The organism is Pseudomonas sp. CROZ-RG-20F-R04-15, from assembly GCF_022662375.1.
GTDB lineage: Bacteria > Pseudomonadota > Gammaproteobacteria > Pseudomonadales > Pseudomonadaceae > Aquipseudomonas.
Window position 1 is genome coordinate 24,046 of sequence record NZ_JAKNQL010000030.1, and the last position, 17,724, is coordinate 41,769.

Sequence of the window (17,724 nt, forward strand, 5' to 3'; positions counted from 1 at the left end):
ACAAGGGGTAGTGCGTGGACGCGTTGCTGCAGGAACTGCCAGTGCATCAAAGTCTGGCGCGGGTATTTGCCGGTGTCGGTCAGGCCGGTTTCTGGCGCGCGCTGGTGGACACCTTGCGGTTGCTGGTGCCGCTGGACAACGCACTGGTAGCGCTGATGCAAGCCGGGCAGGCGCCGCAGTTGCTCATCGACTTCGACAGCCAGGGCCGCGCCGACGAGCAGGAAGAGCTGGCCGGTTACAGTGCCGGGATGTACCTGCTCGATCCGTTTTATCAAGCCGCATCGACTGGCATTGCCGACGGCTTGCACAGCCTCGCCTCGGTCGCGCCGGACCAGTTTCTGCACAGCGAGTACTACCAGAGTTACTTCCGTTCGGTGGTCGGCGAAGACGAGTTGCAGTTCATGGTTAATGTCGAGGGCGGCGTGCTTGGATTGTCATTGGGGCGCTCGACGCCGTTCGACATGGCCGAGCAGGGCCGCTTGCTGTGCGTGCGCGATTGGGTGCTGGCGGCGATGCGTCGGCATGTGCAGTTGCTGCCACCGCAAGGCGCGGTGGCTGATACGCCGGTTGGGGATCTGGCGACGTTACTCGATCGCTTCGATGCGCGGCTGACCGTGCGTGAGGTCGACACGGCGCGGCTGATCCTGCAAGGTTTCTCCAGCAAGGCGATGGCCCAGCAGATGGGGATTTCGCCGGAGACGGTCAAGGTGCATCGGCGCAATCTGTATCACAAGCTCAATGTCACCGGGCATGGTGAGTTGTTTGCGCTGGTGTTGCGCCCGCACTGAAGATCATCGGTCGTACACATAAACCTGTGGGAGCGAGCTTGCTCGCGAATGCGGTAGATCAGTCAACCTCATTGGCGACTGACAAAACGCTTTCGCGAGCAAGCTCGCTCCCACAGGGGATGTGTGTTGTTCAGGGAATCTTCGGGGTGTCAGGGGGTGCGCTGGAAGACTAAAGCCTTGAGGCCGCTTTCGGGATCTACGTCAGGAAACTCCGGCGGATTCTCCAGCCGCTCTACAAAACGCAGACTTGGCGCTTCCTGCGTCACGCCATCAATCAGAAAGTCCGAACCAAACGCCGGATCGTTCATGCACGCCAGCACTGTGCCTTGCGCCGTGAGCAATTCCGGCAGACGGCGCAGCACGCGCTGGTAATCCTTGGTCAGCAGGAAACTGCCTTTCTGGAACGACGGCGGGTCGATGATCACCAGATCATACGGGCCACTGTTGATCACCTTGCCCCAGGACTTGAACAGGTCGTGGCCGAGAAAACTGACTTTGCTCAAGTCATGGCCGTTCAAGCGATGATTGTCGCGGCCACGGCTCAGGGCCGCGCGGGACATGTCCAGATTGACCACATGGCTGGCGCCACCTTCGATGGCCGCCACGGAAAACCCGCAGGTGTAGGCAAACAGATTCAACACGCGTTTGCCGTTGGCCTGTTCGCGCACCCAGTTGCGCCCGTAACGCATGTCGAGAAACAGCCCGGTGTTTTGTTTGCGTCCGAGGTCGACGCGGTAGTGCAAACCGCCCTCGACGATGCTCATTTCGTCGATCTCATCGCCCAGCAGCCATTCGGCGGTGCTCTGTGGCAAATAGCGATGCTGAATCAGCAGCGTGTGCGCGCCCGACTGTTTCCATTCGGCGGAACCCGTGAGTTTCAGCAGTAACGCCTTGAGATTGTCCAGTTGCTCAGGCAGCGGTTCCTTGAACAGCGACACCAGCACCACGCCTTGCAGCCAGTCCACGGTCAACTGCTCCAGCCCCGGCCAGCAGCGTCCGCGCCCGTGGAACAGGCGGCGGGTTTCGCTCGGTGCGGCCGCGAGGGCCGGCAGCAGATGGGCGTGGAGGGTGGCGAGGGCTTCAGGGTTCATCGGTCAGGATCGGCAAGCAAAAGGGCCGGCATTTTAACCACAAATACGCCGCCGCGAACGATTGCCGCCGACGGGCAAAAATACCGTTTCGCAAAAGACCTGTATCAAAAATGAATTTCTGCAGAGCCCGCTGCTCATACCAGTTAAGCAGCGGATTCAAGCCGCTAAATCGTTAATGCAATTCAGGGAGTGCAGTTCCATGTGCCCAACACCGACGGCGAGCGCGCACCTTCCTGACGGATTGATTCTGGTGGTTGAGGATGATCCGTTGATTCTGGAGTTTCTCTGCGAAATTCTTCAGGAGGAAGGTTTCAAGGTCGAGCCGCAGATCAGCGCCGACGCGGCCTCGCAATATCTCGAGGAGCACGCGCCGGAAGTGGCGCTGTTACTGACTGACATCACCATGCCCGGCACCCTCAATGGCGCTGACCTGGCCAATCTGGTCGGCGACCGCTGGCCGGACAAACCGGTGATGGTCATGTCGGGTTATGAAACGCTGGAGACCTCCGGGGTCAAGCACCCGGTGGCGTTCATCAAGAAGCCCTGGGCCATCGGTCAATTGCTCGACTGCGTCGACAGCGCGTTCAAATCCAAGGCGCCGCGCCTGCACTGACAAGTGCTACATTGCCGGGCACATCTGCCCGGCCCCTTGCCAGAGGAAGCGAACTTTTGCCTGCTCACGACACTCTTTTCAACCGCGCGTTCGGCGCGTTTCTGTTCGACATGGACGGCACTGTCCTCAATTCCATCGCCGCTGCCGAGCGGATCTGGTCAGCCTGGGCCGTGCGCCATGGCGTCGACGTGGAAACCTTTTTGCCGACCATTCATGGCGCGCGTGCCATCGACACGATCAATCGCCTGAACCTGCCGGGCGTGGATGCCGAGGCGCAAGCGGCGTTCATCACCGAGGCGGAAATCGCAGACGTTGAAGGCATTGTCGAGATTCCCGGCGCGGCGCAGTTTCTCAACAGCCTGCCCAACGATCGCTGGGCGATGGTGACGTCGGCACCACGGGATCTGGCGTTGCGGCGGATGGCGGCGGCGGGGATTCCCGCGCCGGCGGTGATGATCACCGCGGAAGATGTGAAGGCTGGCAAACCTGATCCGGCCGGCTACCTTCTGGCAGCCAAACGTCTTGGTCTGGAAGCGCATGATTGCCTGATCTTCGAAGACGCCACCGTCGGCATTCAGGCTGCCGAAGCGGCTGGCGCGGGGTTGATGATCATCACCACGACGCACCAGCATCCGCTGGAAACGGCGCATGCGACGTTGGCCAGTTACGCTGACATCCGTGTCGCAGTCGACAACAACGGCCAACTCCACTTGCAAAAAAACTGACACAACACAATCCCTGTGGGAGCGAGCCTGCTCGCGAAAGCATTGTCATAGCCAATATTGATCTTGGCTGACCCACCGTTTTTGCGAGCAGGCTCGCTCCCACATTTGTCCAGTGTGGATTGGAGGTCAATAAACCCCAGGCACCAAACGCCAACTCCGCCCGCAATAAGCCTCGTACTCCGCCCCAAACTGCGCACGCAGCAGCGCTTCCTCCGAATGAATCCGGGCAATCAGCGGGATCAATGTCAGCGCCGCCAGCATCAGTCCGACCACCGAGCGAAATGCCAATGCCCAGCCCACAGCATTGATCACCAGCCCCAGATAACTCGGGTTGCGCAGGTGCTGATAGATGCCATCCGTCACCAAACGATGCCCCGGCTGGATCGCCACCAGTCCACTGAAGCGCCGCCCCAGCACAAACACCGGCCACAACCGCAGTGTGCCGCCGACGATAAACAGCAATGCGCCGAGCCAACGCACGCCTTCACCGCCAAACGTCCAGAAGTTCACTCGGTCGCAGTAAGCCGGCAGAAAACCACTGACCAGCCCGATCACACCGAACGCCGGAATCACCCAGCGATTGGCGCGATCTTCACGTTCGCCAGAACTGAGGTTGACCTCGCTGAACAGCGAAGCAATCACCATCGCCACCGTCGCCAGTGCCACGATCACCAGTGAACCGTGAGAAAAGAACATCGCCACACCGCCAATGCCCCACACCGCCAGCCCGAGGTAGGCAAGTGTGGCGAGTACCGCAACGACGGTCATTTGCGCAGACATTTTCATGGTCGACTCACGGCTGGATGCTGATCCCATGAGTGTAGATCCACCGAAAAACCTGTGGGAGCGAGCCTGCTCGCGAAGGCGTCGGGTCAGTCAATTTTGATCTTGGATGTGCCGGCCCCTTCGCGAGCAAGCTCGCTCCCACAGGGTTCTGCGTCGTACAGAGAATGCGAGTTCACATCTGAACCTGTGGGAGCGAGCTTGCTCGCGAAGGCGTCGGGTCAATCAATTTTGATCTTGGATGTGCCGGCCCCTTCGCGAGCAGGCTCGCTCCCACAGGGTTGTGCGTCGTACAGAGAGTGCGAGCTCACATCTGAACCTGTGGGAGCGAGCCTGCTCGCGAAGGCGTTGGGTCAGTCAATTTAGATTTTGGGTGTGCCGGCCCCTTCGCGAGCAAGCTCGCTCCCACAGGGTTCTGCGTCGAATAGAGAATGCGAGATCACTTCTGAACCTGTGGGAGCGAGCTTGCTCGCGAAGGCGTTGGGTCAGTCAATTTTGATCTTGGATGTGCCGGCCCCTTCGCGAGCAGGCTCGCTCCCACAGGGTTCTGCGTCGTACAGAGAATGCGAGCTCACATCTGAACCTGTGGGAGCGAGCTTGCTCGCGAAGGGGCCGTGTCAGTCAGCAGATACCTTGTCGTCAGTCAGGACTTTGCGGAACGTTTCCACCAATGGCCGCAAATTGATCCGGTGCCATGCCGCCCACAACGGCGTGGTCAGCGTCAGCCATGGCAGTTCACGCAACACCACGCCCGGCGGCGCGTTATGGCTCAGGCCTTTTTGAATCATCGCAATCCCCAGTCCCGACGCCACCAGTCCCAGCGCAGTAAACGGTTCGGTCGCTTGCATGCGTACATCCGGGGTGAACCCCGCACGGATGCAGGCGCTGACAAATTCATCGTTGGCATCCTGACGCGGCTGCACGCCGATCCATTCCTGCTCGGCCAGATCCTGCGGGCTCAACGAAAGCGCTCTGGCTAAAGGATGATGTTCCGGCAACGCCAGCAGCATCGGATCATCCAGCACCTGAAAGCCCAGCAGATCCGGATCGTCATCGGTCGGCGGCTCACTCACAAGTGCGATATCGAGGCTACGCTGTCGCAGGCCTTCCAATTGCTCGGCGGAACTGAGGTTGTACAACGCGACGTGCACGTTCGGCCGATCGGCGCGCAACACGCGCAAGGCATTGGGCAGTACGCCGGCGTGCATGGCGTTCTCGATATAGCCGATGCACAAGCCACCTTCTTCGCCGCGACCGAGACGCTTGCCGAGGGATTCCAGGCGATTGGCGTGGGTGAGCAGGGCGCGGGTTTCGGCGAGGAAGGTCTGGCCGTCGCGGGTCAGGCGAATGCGTTGCTGGCTGCGTTCGAACAGGGTCAGGCCCAGACGCTCTTCGAGCTGGGCGATCTGTCGGCTCAGCGGCGACTGGGAAATATGCAGCCGTTCGGCAGCGCGGCCGACGTGTTCTTCCTCGGCGACTACAACGAAGTAGCGCAATTGGCGGATGTCGATCATGTCAGACCTATAGGGACTCAAGTGCTGCGCATTATGTCTTGGACGGTCTCGGTGTCGCAATCTAGGATCTGCTCAACGGTCACACAGACCCAGAACCTATTGAGGAAAAACCCATGAGCTTGAAAGACAAACTCCCCGGCCAACTGGGCTTCGGCACCGCGCCACTGGGCAACATGTTCCGCGCCATCCCGGAAGCCGAAGCGCAAGCCACCGTGCATGCCGCGTGGGATGCCGGCGTGCGTTACTTCGACACCGCACCGTTTTACGGTTCGGGCCTGTCGGAGATCCGCCTCGGTGAAGCGTTGAAGCAATACAAACGCGACGACTATGTGCTCAGCAGCAAGGTCGGCCGGGTGATTCTTGATGAAGTCGAAGACGCTGCTGCCCGCGATCTCGGCGAAAAAAGCGGTGTTTTCGAACACGGTCGGCCGAACAAAATCGTCAATGACTACAGCGCCGACGCGACCCTGCGCTCCATTGAAGACAGCCTCAAACGCCTGCAAACCGATCGCCTCGACATCGTCTGGGTGCACGACATCGCTCAGGACTTCTACGGTGATCAGTGGCTGGAATACTTCAATCAGGCCCGCACCGGCGCATTCAAAGTACTGACCCGCTTGCGTGAAGAAGGCGTGATCAAAGGCTGGGGCCTGGGCGTGAACAAAGTCGAGCCCTGTGAACTGACCCTCGACCTCAGCGAAGCTCAGCCGGATGGCTTTCTATTGGCCGGTCGCTACACACTGCTCGACCACGAACGTCCGTTGCAACGCTTGATGGATGCAGCGCTGGCGCAAAACGTTGAAATCGTCGTCGGTGGTCCTTATAGCTCGGGCATCCTGGCCGGTGGCTCGCACTTCGAATACCAGAAGGCCAGCCCTGAAGTCATCGCCAAGGTCGAGCAGATCAAACGCATCGCCGCTGCTTACAACGTCGATATCAAAGCCGCTGCGCTACAGTTCTCGCTGGCCAATCCCGCTGTTGCGGCGGTGATTCCCGGCGCCAGCAAACCCGGCCGAATTGCTGAAGACGTCGCCGCATTGTCAGCCGTTATTCCTGCCGGTTTCTGGCAGGCCATGCGCGACGCCCAACTGGTTTCCGAACGTGCACCATTGCCAATCGATGAGGTGAAAGCATGAAGATTGATCTGAGTGGAAAACTGGCCATTGTCAGCGGCAGCACTGCTGGTATCGGTTTGGGTATCAGCCAGTCGCTGGCCGAAGCTGGCGCCACGGTGGTGGTGATCGGCCGCGACACCGGCAAAGTTGAACAGGCGTTGGCGAGTATTCGCGAGAAAGTCCCGGGTGCACAATTGCGCGGTTTGACGGCCGATCTGGGCACCGCGGAGGGCGCGCAGAAGCTGTTCGCTGCTGAACCGCGCGCGGACATTCTGGTGAACAACCTCGGCATCTTCGACGCCGTGGATTTCTTCGAAGCGCCGGACAGCGAGTGGACTCGCTTCTATGAGGTCAACGTGATTTCCGGTGTGCGTCTGGCGCGGCATTATGTGCCGGCGATGGTCGAGCAAGGCTGGGGCCGAGTGATTTTCCTGTCTTCGGAATCCGGCGTTGCCACGCCAGCCGACATGATCAATTACGGCGTGACCAAAAGCGCCAATCTGGCGGTGTCGCACGGTCTGGCCAAACGTCTGGCTGGCACCGGGGTGACGGTCAATGCGATCCTGCCGGGGCCGACCTTCACCGATGGCCTGCAAGACATGCTCAAGGATGCCGCCGCCGAATCCGGGCGCAACCTGCGCGATGAAGCCGACGCCTTCGTGCTCAAGGCCCGTCCGACTTCGATCATCCAGCGTGTCGCCGATGTTGAAGAGGTCGCGCACCTGGTCACCTACATTGCTTCGCCGCTGTCCTCGGCCACCACCGGCGCAGCCTTGCGCGTCGATGGCGGCGTGGTCGACAGCCTGACGATCTGAATTCCCGAGAGAGACATTTATCTATGCCTACAGCATCTGCAACCATCGATATTCCGGCCTCGGCCGATCAGGTCTGGCAATTGATCGGCGGCTTCAACACGCTGCCCGATTGGCTGCCGTTCATTCCCAACAGTGAGCTGAGCGACGGTGGCCGCGTGCGCACCTTGCAAACCGCTGACGGCGCTGTGGTGGTCGAGCGTCTGCAAGCGTTCGACAACACAGCGAAGACCTACAGCTATTCGATTGAACAGGCGCCGTTCCCGGCCACTGATTACCTGGCGACGATCAAGGTCGAAGCTCAGGGGCAGGGCGCACGCGTGACGTGGTCGGGGCGTTTTAACGCCAAAGGCGTGAGCGATGAAGAAGTGGTGGCGCTGTTCAGCGGCATCTATCAGGGTGGCCTCGAGGCACTGCGCGCTAACTACCCAGCTTAATCATCCACCACAAAAACCTGTGGGAGCGAGCCTGCTCGCGAAGAGGGACTGTCAGGCAACATCTTTGTTGAATGACACTCCGCTTTCGCGAGCAGGCTCGCTCCCACATTGATTGCATTTCAAGGTGGAAGTCAGGAATTCTCGATCAGGCTCTGCCGGCAATCGAGCACCAGTTTCGCCCCGCCCAGATCACTGCTGCCGACTTCAAGACTGAAGCCATGCAAACTGACAATCGCCGCGACAATCGACAGGCCCAAACCAAAACCACCTTGGGGTTGCCCACCCTCGGCGCGATAGAAACGCTGGAACACCGCCTCTCGTTCAGCCTCGGGAATCCCCGGTCCTGAGTCGTGCACTTCAATGCGCGTCTGTCCACCCGCGTTCACCCCGCGCAACAGCACCGTGCCGCCCGGCGGCGTGAACTTGATCGAGTTGCTCAGCAGATTCGCCAGCGCTTCGAACAACAACGCCCGATCGCCATTCAGCGCCGGCAACGTTTCCGGCATGTTCAGCTCGAAACGCAGTTCGCCTTCTTCGGCCAGCGGCAGGTAAAACTCATGCAACTCTTCCAGCAACTGCACCGGGTCGAGCTCGACAAAACCTGAACGGCGCTGGCGATCCTCCAGTTCGGAAATCCGCAGCAACCCGCGAAACCGCGCCATCAGAGTGTCCGCTTCCGCCAGCACCAGATCCAGTTGCGCCGCCTCCTGCGAGCCTTCGCCGGCCTGCTGCTGCATGCGATACAACTGCGCGCGCAGGCGCGTCAGCGGGGTACGCAAGTCATGAGCGATGTTGTCGCAGACGCCTTTGACTTCATTCATCAAGCGCTCGATGCGTTCGAGCATGGCGTTGACGATGGCGGCGAGCATGTCCAGTTCATCGCGGCGGTTGGACAGCGGCAAACGATGGGTCAGGTCGCCGGCGACAATCGCCTGGGCGCTGGCCTGAATCGCCCGAATCCGCCGCAGCGGCCGGCGTCGCAGCAAATGCCAGCCAGCAATCCCCGGCAGAATCGTCAACGACACGCCCCAGAACAACGCATGCAGAATGATCCGCGTCACCGCAAACAGCGAGCCGTTGTCGCGCAGCAACACCAGCCAGCGACCGTCGCGAGTTTGCGTGGCCACCGCGTCGCAGCTGTCATTGGGCAGGGTCGGGTCATCGGAGTCGGCGCAGTCGGCGAGCATGTGGATCTTGCCGTCCAGCGGCAGGCCTTCGGGAATCTGCTGCAAGGCACCGCCGAGGTAAACGCCGTCGGCATCGAACAAGCCATAGGCGTCGATGCCGCGAATATCGAAAGTCATGCTGGCGGCGAGGGCGTCTTCCAGTTGCTCGCCGCGAAAGTGCGAAAACAGATGCTGACGTTGCATCAGCGAATGTTTGGCGAGGTTGTCGAGGTAGCCGGAAACCTCGTAATACATGACCCCCATGAGGATCGCGCTCCACGCCACGAACAGCGAACTGTACAGCGCCAGCAAACGGCTGCTGGAGGAGCGCCAGCCGTCAGACGGGTTCGGCAATGACATAACCCGAGCCCCGTACCGTGCGGATCAGCGGCACATGGCCGACGGCGTCGATCTTCTTGCGCAGACGGCCGATGTGCACGTCGATCAGGTTGGTGCCGGGGTCGAAGTGATAGCCCCAGACCTCTTCGAAAATCATCATCCGCGAGAGGATCTGGCCGCTGTTGCGCATGAGGAATTCGAGCAGCTTGTATTCGGTCGGCAACAGCGTCAGCACTTGTTCGGCACGGCGTGCTTCATGGCTGATCAAATCCAGTTCGAGGTCGGCCACCTGCAAGGTTGTCGCCTGAGTCGCACCGCTGTTCTGTCGGCGCAGCAACACTTCGACTCGCGCGGCCATTTCATCGGTGGCGAATGGTTTGGTCAGGTAATCATCGCCGCCGGCGCGCAGGCCACGTACACGCTCGTCGACATCGGAGAGGGCGCTGATCATCAGAATCGGTGTGGCCACGCCCATGGTGCGCAGGGTGGTGACGATGGCCAGACCATCGAGCTCGGGCAGCATGCGGTCGAGGGTGATCAGGTCGTAATTGCCGCTCACGGCGCGGTCGAGGCCTTCGCGGCCATTGTCGACCCAGTCGACTTCCAGCCCGTGGCTGCTCAGTTCGGCGACGATTTCCCGCGCAGTCACGGCGTCGTCTTCGATGGTCAAGATACGAGTCATAGGCAGGCCTGCTGATCGGTTCAAACGGAATGGCAGCATTTTGCCAAGAAATTCCGCTGACGCTTTAAATTAACTTTCATGTTGTAGCTGTCATTTGCGCGCCTTGGGGATTTATTTGCCGCAACGTTGATATCATCTGGCCACAATTTCCATCAGGAGTGGTGCCGTGCGTCTTTCGATTCGCCGTGGCTGGATGCCGATCACCGGTCTGTTGCTGGTGCTGTTCAGCGCCTCGGCATGGGCCGCCAACACGCCGTGTTCCGGTAAGAAGGGCGGGATCAATCGCTGCGACGGCGACCTGTTCCTGTGCAATGACGGCTCCATCAGCGGCTCAAAGAAAAGCTGCGCAGCGATGTTTGGCGAGCGCCAGCAGGCCCGTCCGCAAAACTTCCTGCAAAGTGATGATGGCTGCGCCTGCGGCACCGGTTCCTTCTGCACTGGCCCACGCGGCGGGGTGTATTGCCTGACCCCAAGCGGTAACAAGAGCTACAAACGCAAATAACTGGCATTTGTGCCAATGCATAAAACCCGCTGTTATTCGGCCCTTGTTGCAATTTGCATGGTCCTGGGAAGTTCATTCTTTCTAACTTATTGAAACTGAATGATTTATTTATTTTTCGCGACTGGCACGGTCACTGCAATTCCTCTGATGACGAGTTGTAACACCATTTTTCATGCCTGGAGCAGAACAACAATGAATAGATCCCCTGATGGGTTTTATCCCGCCGTTGAAGAGTCGAGCAGCGTTTCGGGCGTGTCCTGGGGCGCGATCTTCGCCGGTGCTGCGGCTGCCGCTGCACTGTCGATGATTTTGGTGTTGCTCGGGTTCGGTTTGGGTTTCTCTGCCGTTTCACCGTGGGCCGGAGAGGGCGTCAGCGCCAAAGGCCTGGGCATTTCCACAATAGTCTGGCTGGCGGCAACGCAAATCATCGCTTCCGGCATGGGTGGCTACATCGCCGGTCGTCTGCGGGTGAAGTGGGCAAACATGCATGGTGACGAAGTGTATTTCCGCGACACCGCGCACGGTTTCCTCGCCTGGTGTGTGGCTACATTGGTTACCGCAGTGCTGGTGGTCGGTTCGGTCAGCAGCGTCATCAGTGGCGGTGTGCAGGCCGGTGCCAGTGTTGCTGGCGGTGCTGCCAGCGCGATGACCCAAGCGGCTGGTAGCGCTGCGGCGAACACCGACAGCAACCAGTACGGTTACTACATCGACAGCCTGTTCCGCGATGACCGTCCGGCTTCCGTCAGCGATGACGCTGCGCATGGCGCCGTGGCGCGGATCTTCGCGCAAAGCCTGGCCAACGGTCAGCTCAGTGCCGAAGACCGTACCTACCTCGCGCAACTGGTCGCCCAGCGGACCAACCTGACTCAGGCCGATGCCGAGCGCCGCGTTGATGAAATCTATGCGCGCACCCAGAAAGCCCTGGCCGACGCCAAAGTCAAAGCGCAACAAGCCGCCGACACCGCTGCGAAAGTCGCTGCCTGGACCTCGCTGTGGATGTTCATCTCGCTGTTGGCCGGTGCGTTCTTTGCCAGCCTCGCAGCCACCTTCGGCGGTCGTCGCCGCGATGCGGTCGAGTACGTTGAAGTCGACACCTACACCACGACCACTCCAGTCCGTTAAACAAGGAGCATGACCATGCGCTCACTACTGCTGTTTTTCCTCGGCGTCCCGATCCCGATCATCATCCTGATCGCCCTGTTCGTGCACTGATTGCTCCATTGAGGCCCATGCCTCGGCCGCTTCCACCTTCGGGTGGAAGCGGCTTTTTGCTTTCTGGCGGGCAACAAGGCGAGAATCCGCGCTGTGCTGTATTTCGATAGACCTCTGATTAAGGATGAGAACGTTGAACAAGAAGGAAATCAAACGTCAGGTGAGCGAGATGCTCGACGCCGGTCGCTCGAAAACCGAAACCTTCAAGGCGTTGTCCGGTGGCGCAGTCAAAGACAAGGTGCTGGCGTATCTGATCGGCTCGTGGCCCGATCCAGAACTGATTGATCGTCACACCGGCAAGATAAAGGTGCTGCTCGGGCTGACCTATATCCAGGCGTTGATCGGGCTGGTGGGCGGTTATTTCCTCGGTCTGACGATCAGCACCGGTTGGGCCATCGGCATGGGGTTGTTTGCCGGTGTCGTACCTTTGCTGTTCGCTTGGGGTTTTTACCGCAACGTGGCGCAGGCCTACACCGTGTATGTATTTCTCTCGATCACCCAGATGCCTCGTATGTTCAAGGACTATGGCGAAGATCCGATAGGCACGGTGATTGGCGTAGCGATCACGTTGGCCATGGTCTTTTTCGTCGCTTGGCTGAAAAACCTGCTGTTTCCTGACCTGGGTTTCTTCGGTGCAAAAAAGATCAAAGGGCAGTTCGTCTTCTCCAACTGATCGTTGGACAATCCAACCGCTTTCACTGGCCTGGATCAATATTTCGAGCGGCGAGATCGCCTAACGTAAATGATCCCGGCCTTTGCTGAGGTATGAACTACAGTGCTTCACGCGCACCTTGTTGCGCTGACGAAGTGCGCGTCGACGCCCCAATCACAGCAACAATAAACGCGTCGACACGCTGTAGTGCAGCAAGGAGCTGACACCACCTCAACCGAACTTTCACGGATGAACATCGCAATGCACTGCCAAGAAAGAACTTTCGATATCCAGCCATTGGCGCAGGCGGATATGACCGTCCACATCAACGGCCAAGCGGTCACCGCCGCCATCGGCGAGACCGTCCTCAGCGTTATCCAGTCCCTCGGCGTGCGCCAGATCGCGCGCAACGATCACAATCAGATCAGCGGCGCCTATTGCGGCATGGGCGTGTGCCAGTGCTGTCTGGTGAAAATCAACGGACGGCACAAACGCCGTGCTTGTCAGACCGTGGTGCGTGACGGCATGCACATCGAAACCCAGGTCAACCGCATCACCACGCAGGAGGTGATCGTATGAGCCTGCAACCGGTGATCGTCGGCGGCGGCCCGGCGGGGATGGCGGCGGCCATCGAACTGGCACGCCACGGCGTGCGCTGCACCTTGCTCGAGGAAGCTTCGCGGCTTGGCGGCGTGGTCTATCGCGGGCCGCTGCGGGACGGCGTGCAACTGGATTATCTCGGCCCGCGCTACGCCGAAGCGCTAGGCAAACTGCACGGTGATTTTCAGGAACAGTCCGGGCTGATCGACGTGCGCCTCAACCATCGTGTGGTCGGCGCTGAAGGCACCCGTGCGCTGGTGGTGCTCGATGGTGACGAGCGACTGCACGAGATCGGGTATGCGCAGTTGCTGTTGGCTGCCGGTTGCCATGAACGCAGCGTGCCGTTTCCCGGCTGGACCTTGCCGGGGGTGATCATGCTCGGTGGTCTGCAACTGCAAATCAAAAGTGGCGTGGTCAAGCCGCAAGGGCCGGTGATCATCGCCGGCACCGGGCCGTTGCTGCCGCTGGTGGCGACACAACTGCATGCCGCCGGCGTCAGCGTCGCTGGCGTGTATGAGGCCTGCGCGTTCGGCAAGATCGCCCGGGAAAGTCTGGCGCTGCTGAACAAGCCGCAATTGTTCCTCGACGGTTTGAGCATGCTCGCCTACCTGAAACTGCACGGCATCCCGATAAACTACGGCTGGGGCGTGGTCGAGGCGCATGGCGAGGGCGAGCTGAAAAGCGTCAGCGTCGCGCCGTACTCGGCCAACTGGGAACCGGACATGAGCCGCGTCGAGCGCTTCGAAGCCAAGACCCTCGCGGTCGGTTACGGCTTTATTCCGCGCACGCAACTGAGCCAGCAGATGGGCCTGGATCACGGTTTCAGCGACGACGGTTATCTGCGCGCCAACGCGAATGTCTGGCAGCAAAGCAACGAACCGCACGTGCATCTGGCCGGCGATATGGGCGGGATTCGCGGCGGCGAAGCGGCGATGCTCGCCGGCAAGATCGCCGCAACCTCGATTCTCCTGCAAAGCGGCGTGCTCGAAGAGGAATTGGCGCGGGTTCGCCGCGACCGCTACTTGAGCAAACTCAAAGCCATCGTGCGCTTTCGCGCCGCCGTCGATCGCTACACCGAACGCGGCGTCGGCCAGACCGCATTGCCCGCCGCCGACACGGTGATCTGCCGTTGCGAACACGCGACCCGCGCCGACATCGACCTGGCGCTGGAGCAGGGCGTGCAAGACATCGCCAGCCTCAAAATGCGCACCCGCGTGAGCATGGGCGATTGCCAGGGCCGGATGTGCGTCGGCTACTGCAGCGACCGTCTGCGTCAAGCGACCGGCCGCAAGGACGTCGGTTGGCTGCGCCCGCGTTTCCCGATCGATCCGATTCCTTTTTCCGCGTTCCAGTCTGTCGGCACGGAGGCCGCTGCCCATGAGTAAGTTCTATGACGTGGTCATTGTCGGTGGCGGCGTGATCGGGGCGTCCTGCGCCTATCAATTGTCCAAGCGCAAAAACCTCAAGGTGGCACTGATCGACGCCAAACGCCCGGGCAACGCAACCCGTGCGTCGGCCGGCGGTTTGTGGGCGATCGGTGAGTCGGTCGGCCTCGGCTGCGGGGTGATTTTCTTCCGCATGATGTCGGCCAACCGCAAGCGCGAAACCCAGGGCGCGGCGGTAGCGGTGGACGCCAGCACGCCGCATATTCTGCCGGAGTCGTTTTTCGATTTTGCCCTGCAGTCCAACGCCCTGTACCCGGCGTTGCACCGTGAGCTGAAGGACAACCACGGCATGGATTTCAAGTTCGAAAAGACCGGGCTGAAATTCGTCATCTACGACGACGAAGACCGGCTCTACGCCGAGCACATCGTCGGCTGCATTCCGCACCTGGCCGATCAGGTGCGCTGGCTCGATCAGGCGGCGCTGCGCGAGTCTGAACCGAGCGTCAGCCATGAAGCACGCGGGGCGCTGGAGTTTCTCTGCGACCATCAGGTGAGCCCGTTCCGCCTCGCCGACGCCTACATGGAAGGCGCGCGGCAGAACGGCGTCGACATCTTCGTCAACACCAACGTCACCGGCGTCTTACATCACGGCAGCCGCGTGACCGGTGTGCAGACGGCCGAGGCGGGCGTGTTCCACTGCAAGACGCTGATCAACGCCGGCGGTGCCTGGGCGGCGGACTTGAGCGAATGGGCGACGGGGATTCGCATCCCGGTGAAACCGGTGAAGGGCCAGATTCTGCTCACCGAGCGCATGCCGAAAATCCTCAACGGCTGCCTGACCACCAGCGATTGCTACGTGGCGCAGAAAGACAACGGCGAGATCCTGATCGGCAGCACCACCGAAGACAAAGGCTTCGACGTCACCACCACCTACCCGGAAATCGCCGGGTTGGTGCAGGGCGCGGTGCGCTGCCTGCCGGAACTCAAGGATGTGAATCTGAAACGCACCTGGGCGGGCTTGCGTCCGGGCTCGCCGGATGAGTTGCCGATTCTCGGGCCGATGCGTGGGGTGGAAGGGTATTTGAATGCCTGCGGGCATTTCCGCACCGGGATTCTGACCTCGGCGATTACTGGCGTGCTGCTGGACAAACTGGTCAACGATGAACCGCTGCCGCTGGACATCACGCCGTTTCTGGCGGACCGGTTTGAGGTGGCGCCGGTCAAGCAAGTGCTGGAACTGGAACTGGTCTGACCTTGGCAAGATGATCGTTCCCACGCTCCGCGTGGGAATGCCTCAAGGGACGCTCCGCGTTCCAGCTTGCGAATTGGAACGCAGAGCGTCCCGGGCTGTATTCCCACGCGGAGCGTGGGAACAATCGGGTGTGGCTCAGGATTTGCGTGATTCTTCTTCGAGTTGGTCGGATTCAAACAACCGCGCCAGTTCCGCTCGGGCTTCCTGCGCGGTTTGCAGGACTTTCGCCGCGTCGTCGTAGATCGCGTGTTGCGCCTCCAGCACCTGTTCGTCGTGATGCTTGAAGCGCTTGATTCGTGCATCGGCCTGGGCCTGGGTCAGACCAAGCCCCACCAACGTACGCCGGCTCATCTCCAGACTTGAGTAATACGTCTCACGAATCGCCTCCGCACCAACATCGACCAACCGATGCACATGCTGACGGTTACGCGCCCGGGCGATGATCTTCATGTGCGGATACAGCTTGCGCACCACCTCGGCAGTCTTGATGTTGGTCTCCGGATCATCCGTGGCAATCACGAAATATTCCGCCTCGCCGACCTTGGCCGCGTTAAGAATTTCCGGGCGCATCGGATCACCATAAAACACTGGCACACCGCCAAAACTGCGCGACAGTTCGATGGTTTCCACCGATGTGTCCAGCGCAACGAACTTGATGTTCTGCGCACGCAGAATCCGCGCGACGATCTGGCCCATCCGGCCCATGCCGGCGATCACCACACGCGGGGTGTCAGTGTCGATCTCGCGGTATTTTTCCGGCACTTCCACCGGCTGCACTTTCGGGCTGACCAGCCGCGCGCAGATCAACAGCAACAACGGCGTCACCGCCATCGACAGGGTGATGGTCAGCACCAGCAAGTCATACAAGCGCGGTTCGAACAGGCCCTGATCACGACCGATCTTGAACACCACAAAGGCGAATTCACCACCCGCCGCCAACACGATACCGAGGCGGATCGCACTGACCTTGTTCAAGCCACCGGCCAGGCGCCCGACGACAAACAGCAGCGGCAATTTCAACCCGATCAACAGCAGCGTCAGCCCCAGCACGGTGATCGGCGCACTCAGCAGCAAACTGAGGTTGGCGCCCATGCCCACGCTGATGAAAAACAGCCCGAGCAGCAAGCCTTTGAACGGCTCGATCTGCGCTTCCAGCTCATGGCGATATTCCGAATCCGCCAACAGTAAACCGGCAAGAAACGCCCCCAGCGCCATCGACACACCGACCAGATCCATCAACCACGCCGTGCCGATCACCACCAACAACGCCGTGGCCGTCGACACTTCCGGCAAACCGGTTTTCGCCACTACGCGGAACACCGGACGCAACAGATAACGCCCACCAACCACGACCACGGCGATACCGCCGAGTACCTGCAGCGCGTGATTCAGGCTTTCGCTGCTGCTGGTGTCGTGAGCACCACCGGCGAGCATCGGCACCAGCGCAATCAACGGGATCGCGGCGATGTCCTGGAACAGCAGAATCGCAAACGCCAGACGGCCATGGGGGCTGGTCAGTTCCTTGCGCTCGGCCAGACTTTGCAGACCGAATGCCGTCGAGGACAGCGCCAGACCGAGGCCCAGCACAATCGCGCTGTTCAGCGGTTGGCCAAACACTGACAACGCCAGTACGCCGATCACCGAAGCCGTCAGCAGCACCTGCGCCAGACCGACGCCGAACACTGATTTGCGCATCACCCACAAACGTCGCGGCGACAACTCAAGACCAATGATGAACAGCAGCAACACCACGCCCAGCTCAGAAATATGCGCCACGCTCTGTGGGTTGCCGATCAGGCCCAACACCGACGGGCCGATGATTACGCCGGCAAACAGATAACCGAGCACGGCGCCCAGTTGCAGACGTTTGGCCAAAGGCACGGTGAGCACGGCCGCGAATAGAAAGACGACAGCGGCTTGCAACAGATTGCCTTCATGGGGCATGGGGGGTTACTCCTGACAACGGTACGGCGGGGGTGACAAGGATAAGGGTTACCAAGACCTATAGGCCACTGGAGATCCAATGTGGGAGCGAGCCTGCTCGCGAAAGCGGAGT

At 60.4% G+C, this 17,724-nt stretch carries 19 protein-coding genes and 2 pseudogenes; 13 read left to right on the forward strand and 8 right to left on the reverse strand.

What is annotated here, in order from left to right; translation table 11 throughout:
- The first annotated feature begins 14 nt into the window (after positions 1-14).
- Positions 15-788 (forward strand): helix-turn-helix transcriptional regulator, encoded by a 774-nt coding sequence (locus L8H52_RS27340; RefSeq protein WP_242209661.1) that lies wholly within the window; start codon positions 15-17, stop codon positions 786-788.
- Between the two features lie 21 nt (positions 789-809).
- Here L8H52_RS27340 and L8H52_RS27345 read toward each other — a convergent pair.
- Positions 810-941: pseudogene (locus L8H52_RS27345) on the reverse strand (metal ABC transporter ATP-binding protein); the annotation flags it as partial.
- Entirely contained in the window at positions 938-1,879 is a 942-nt protein-coding gene (locus tag L8H52_RS27350; protein ID WP_242209660.1) for a class I SAM-dependent methyltransferase, read from the reverse strand. The gene L8H52_RS27350 and the pseudogene L8H52_RS27345, both read right to left, overlap by 4 nt.
- Before the next feature lie 199 nt (positions 1,880-2,078).
- Here L8H52_RS27350 and L8H52_RS27355 point away from each other — a divergent pair, with 199 nt between their 5' ends.
- Both L8H52_RS27355 and L8H52_RS27360 read left to right on the forward strand, forming a co-directional pair.
- Positions 2,079-2,492, forward strand: coding sequence for a response regulator (locus tag L8H52_RS27355; RefSeq protein WP_242209659.1), 414 nt, complete (start codon positions 2,079-2,081; stop codon positions 2,490-2,492).
- A gap of 56 nt (positions 2,493-2,548) precedes the next feature.
- Complete coding sequence (locus L8H52_RS27360) at positions 2,549-3,217, forward strand: HAD family hydrolase (protein WP_242209658.1); 669 nt, start codon at positions 2,549-2,551, stop codon at positions 3,215-3,217.
- 126 nt (positions 3,218-3,343) lie between these two features.
- Here L8H52_RS27360 and L8H52_RS27365 read toward each other — a convergent pair whose 3' ends face one another.
- On the reverse strand, positions 3,344-4,003 hold the full coding sequence (locus tag L8H52_RS27365; RefSeq protein ID WP_242209689.1) for an isoprenylcysteine carboxylmethyltransferase family protein: 660 nt from the start codon (positions 4,001-4,003) through the stop codon (positions 3,344-3,346).
- A gap of 614 nt (positions 4,004-4,617) precedes the next feature.
- Positions 4,618-5,514, reverse strand: a complete 897-nt coding sequence (locus tag L8H52_RS27370; protein ID WP_242209657.1) for a LysR substrate-binding domain-containing protein — start codon at positions 5,512-5,514, stop codon at positions 4,618-4,620.
- Between the two features lie 113 nt (positions 5,515-5,627).
- Here L8H52_RS27370 and L8H52_RS27375 point away from each other — a divergent pair, with 113 nt between their 5' ends.
- From L8H52_RS27375 to L8H52_RS27390, 4 genes and pseudogenes are all read left to right on the forward strand, one after another.
- A complete protein-coding gene (locus L8H52_RS27375) occupies positions 5,628-6,650 on the forward strand; it encodes an aldo/keto reductase (protein ID WP_242209656.1) in 1,023 nt (340 codons plus the stop codon).
- Positions 6,647-7,444: an SDR family oxidoreductase gene (locus L8H52_RS27380; RefSeq protein WP_242209655.1), complete on the forward strand. Its 798-nt coding sequence runs from the start codon at positions 6,647-6,649 to the stop codon at positions 7,442-7,444. Before L8H52_RS27375 ends, L8H52_RS27380 begins: the two co-directional genes overlap by 4 nt.
- A gap of 23 nt (positions 7,445-7,467) precedes the next feature.
- Positions 7,468-7,878 carry an SRPBCC family protein gene (locus L8H52_RS27385; protein WP_242209654.1) on the forward strand — a complete coding sequence of 137 codons (411 nt, stop codon included), beginning with the start codon at positions 7,468-7,470 and terminating at the stop codon, positions 7,876-7,878.
- A pseudogene (locus tag L8H52_RS27390) lies at positions 7,802-7,984 on the forward strand (hypothetical protein); the annotation flags it as partial. The gene L8H52_RS27385 and the pseudogene L8H52_RS27390, both read left to right, overlap by 77 nt.
- A gap of 25 nt (positions 7,985-8,009) precedes the next feature.
- Here the strand turns inward: L8H52_RS27390 and L8H52_RS27395 are convergent.
- Together L8H52_RS27395 and L8H52_RS27400 are read right to left on the reverse strand one after the other, a co-directional pair.
- Positions 8,010-9,404 carry a HAMP domain-containing sensor histidine kinase gene (locus tag L8H52_RS27395; protein ID WP_242209653.1) on the reverse strand — a complete coding sequence of 465 codons (1,395 nt, stop codon included), beginning with the start codon at positions 9,402-9,404 and terminating at the stop codon, positions 8,010-8,012.
- Positions 9,382-10,065, reverse strand: a complete 684-nt coding sequence (locus L8H52_RS27400) for a response regulator transcription factor (protein ID WP_016986226.1) — start codon at positions 10,063-10,065, stop codon at positions 9,382-9,384. The genes L8H52_RS27395 and L8H52_RS27400 overlap by 23 nt, the downstream gene beginning before the upstream one ends.
- Before the next feature lie 193 nt (positions 10,066-10,258).
- On the opposite strand from L8H52_RS27400, the gene L8H52_RS27405 reads away from it, so the two are divergent.
- Together L8H52_RS27405 and L8H52_RS27410 are read left to right on the forward strand one after the other, a co-directional pair.
- Complete coding sequence (locus L8H52_RS27405; protein ID WP_242209688.1) at positions 10,259-10,567, forward strand: hypothetical protein; 309 nt, start codon at positions 10,259-10,261, stop codon at positions 10,565-10,567.
- 192 nt (positions 10,568-10,759) lie between these two features.
- Positions 10,760-11,689, forward strand: a complete 930-nt coding sequence (locus L8H52_RS27410; RefSeq protein ID WP_242209652.1) for a hypothetical protein — start codon at positions 10,760-10,762, stop codon at positions 11,687-11,689.
- Positions 11,690-11,713: 24 nt separating this feature from the next.
- Here the strand turns inward: L8H52_RS27410 and L8H52_RS27415 are convergent, their stop codons facing one another.
- Entirely contained in the window at positions 11,714-11,920 is a 207-nt protein-coding gene (locus L8H52_RS27415; RefSeq protein ID WP_242209651.1) for a hypothetical protein, read from the reverse strand.
- On the opposite strand from L8H52_RS27415, the gene L8H52_RS27420 reads away from it, so the two are divergent.
- From L8H52_RS27420 to hcnC, 4 genes are all read left to right on the forward strand, one after another.
- A complete protein-coding gene (locus L8H52_RS27420) occupies positions 11,904-12,452 on the forward strand; it encodes a hypothetical protein (protein ID WP_347340761.1) in 549 nt (182 codons plus the stop codon). The genes L8H52_RS27415 and L8H52_RS27420 overlap by 17 nt on opposite strands.
- 240 nt (positions 12,453-12,692) lie before the next feature.
- Positions 12,693-13,010 carry a cyanide-forming glycine dehydrogenase subunit HcnA gene (gene hcnA / locus L8H52_RS27425; RefSeq protein ID WP_242209649.1) on the forward strand — a complete coding sequence of 106 codons (318 nt, stop codon included), beginning with the start codon at positions 12,693-12,695 and terminating at the stop codon, positions 13,008-13,010.
- The gene (hcnB, locus tag L8H52_RS27430; RefSeq protein ID WP_242209648.1) at positions 13,007-14,416 is read left to right on the forward strand and encodes a cyanide-forming glycine dehydrogenase subunit HcnB; all 1,410 of its coding nucleotides are present in this window, start codon (positions 13,007-13,009) and stop codon (positions 14,414-14,416) included. Before hcnA ends, hcnB begins: the two co-directional genes overlap by 4 nt.
- Entirely contained in the window at positions 14,409-15,668 is a 1,260-nt protein-coding gene (hcnC, locus tag L8H52_RS27435) for a cyanide-forming glycine dehydrogenase subunit HcnC (RefSeq protein ID WP_242209647.1), read from the forward strand. Before hcnB ends, hcnC begins: the two co-directional genes overlap by 8 nt.
- Before the next feature lie 135 nt (positions 15,669-15,803).
- On the opposite strand, the gene L8H52_RS27440 is transcribed toward hcnC, so the two are convergent.
- Entirely contained in the window at positions 15,804-17,612 is a 1,809-nt protein-coding gene (locus tag L8H52_RS27440) for a monovalent cation:proton antiporter-2 (CPA2) family protein (protein WP_242209646.1), read from the reverse strand.
- Positions 17,613-17,724 lie beyond the last annotated feature (112 nt).

Bases quoted from the DNA above. Each gene is read 5' to 3' on its own strand.
- hcnA (WP_242209649.1), top strand. From the start codon at position 12,693: ATGCACTGCCAAGAAAGAACTTTCGATATCCAGCCATTGGCGCAGGCG.
- L8H52_RS27350 (WP_242209660.1), bottom strand. From the start codon at position 1,879: ATGAACCCTGAAGCCCTCGCCACCCTCCACGCCCATCTGCTGCCGGCC.
- L8H52_RS27405 (WP_242209688.1), top strand. From the start codon at position 10,259: ATGCCGATCACCGGTCTGTTGCTGGTGCTGTTCAGCGCCTCGGCATGG.
- L8H52_RS27365 (WP_242209689.1), bottom strand. From the start codon at position 4,003: ATGAAAATGTCTGCGCAAATGACCGTCGTTGCGGTACTCGCCACACTT.
- L8H52_RS27375 (WP_242209656.1), top strand. From the start codon at position 5,628: ATGAGCTTGAAAGACAAACTCCCCGGCCAACTGGGCTTCGGCACCGCG.
- L8H52_RS27420 (WP_347340761.1), top strand. From the start codon at position 11,904: ATGAGAACGTTGAACAAGAAGGAAATCAAACGTCAGGTGAGCGAGATG.
- L8H52_RS27355 (WP_242209659.1), top strand. From the start codon at position 2,079: ATGTGCCCAACACCGACGGCGAGCGCGCACCTTCCTGACGGATTGATT.
- L8H52_RS27395 (WP_242209653.1), bottom strand. From the start codon at position 9,404: ATGTCATTGCCGAACCCGTCTGACGGCTGGCGCTCCTCCAGCAGCCGT.
- L8H52_RS27385 (WP_242209654.1), top strand. From the start codon at position 7,468: ATGCCTACAGCATCTGCAACCATCGATATTCCGGCCTCGGCCGATCAG.
- hcnC (WP_242209647.1), top strand. From the start codon at position 14,409: ATGAGTAAGTTCTATGACGTGGTCATTGTCGGTGGCGGCGTGATCGGG.
- L8H52_RS27380 (WP_242209655.1), top strand. From the start codon at position 6,647: ATGAAGATTGATCTGAGTGGAAAACTGGCCATTGTCAGCGGCAGCACT.
- L8H52_RS27440 (WP_242209646.1), bottom strand. From the start codon at position 17,612: ATGCCCCATGAAGGCAATCTGTTGCAAGCCGCTGTCGTCTTTCTATTC.
- L8H52_RS27400 (WP_016986226.1), bottom strand. From the start codon at position 10,065: ATGACTCGTATCTTGACCATCGAAGACGACGCCGTGACTGCGCGGGAA.
- L8H52_RS27410 (WP_242209652.1), top strand. From the start codon at position 10,760: ATGAATAGATCCCCTGATGGGTTTTATCCCGCCGTTGAAGAGTCGAGC.
- hcnB (WP_242209648.1), top strand. From the start codon at position 13,007: ATGAGCCTGCAACCGGTGATCGTCGGCGGCGGCCCGGCGGGGATGGCG.
- L8H52_RS27370 (WP_242209657.1), bottom strand. From the start codon at position 5,514: ATGATCGACATCCGCCAATTGCGCTACTTCGTTGTAGTCGCCGAGGAA.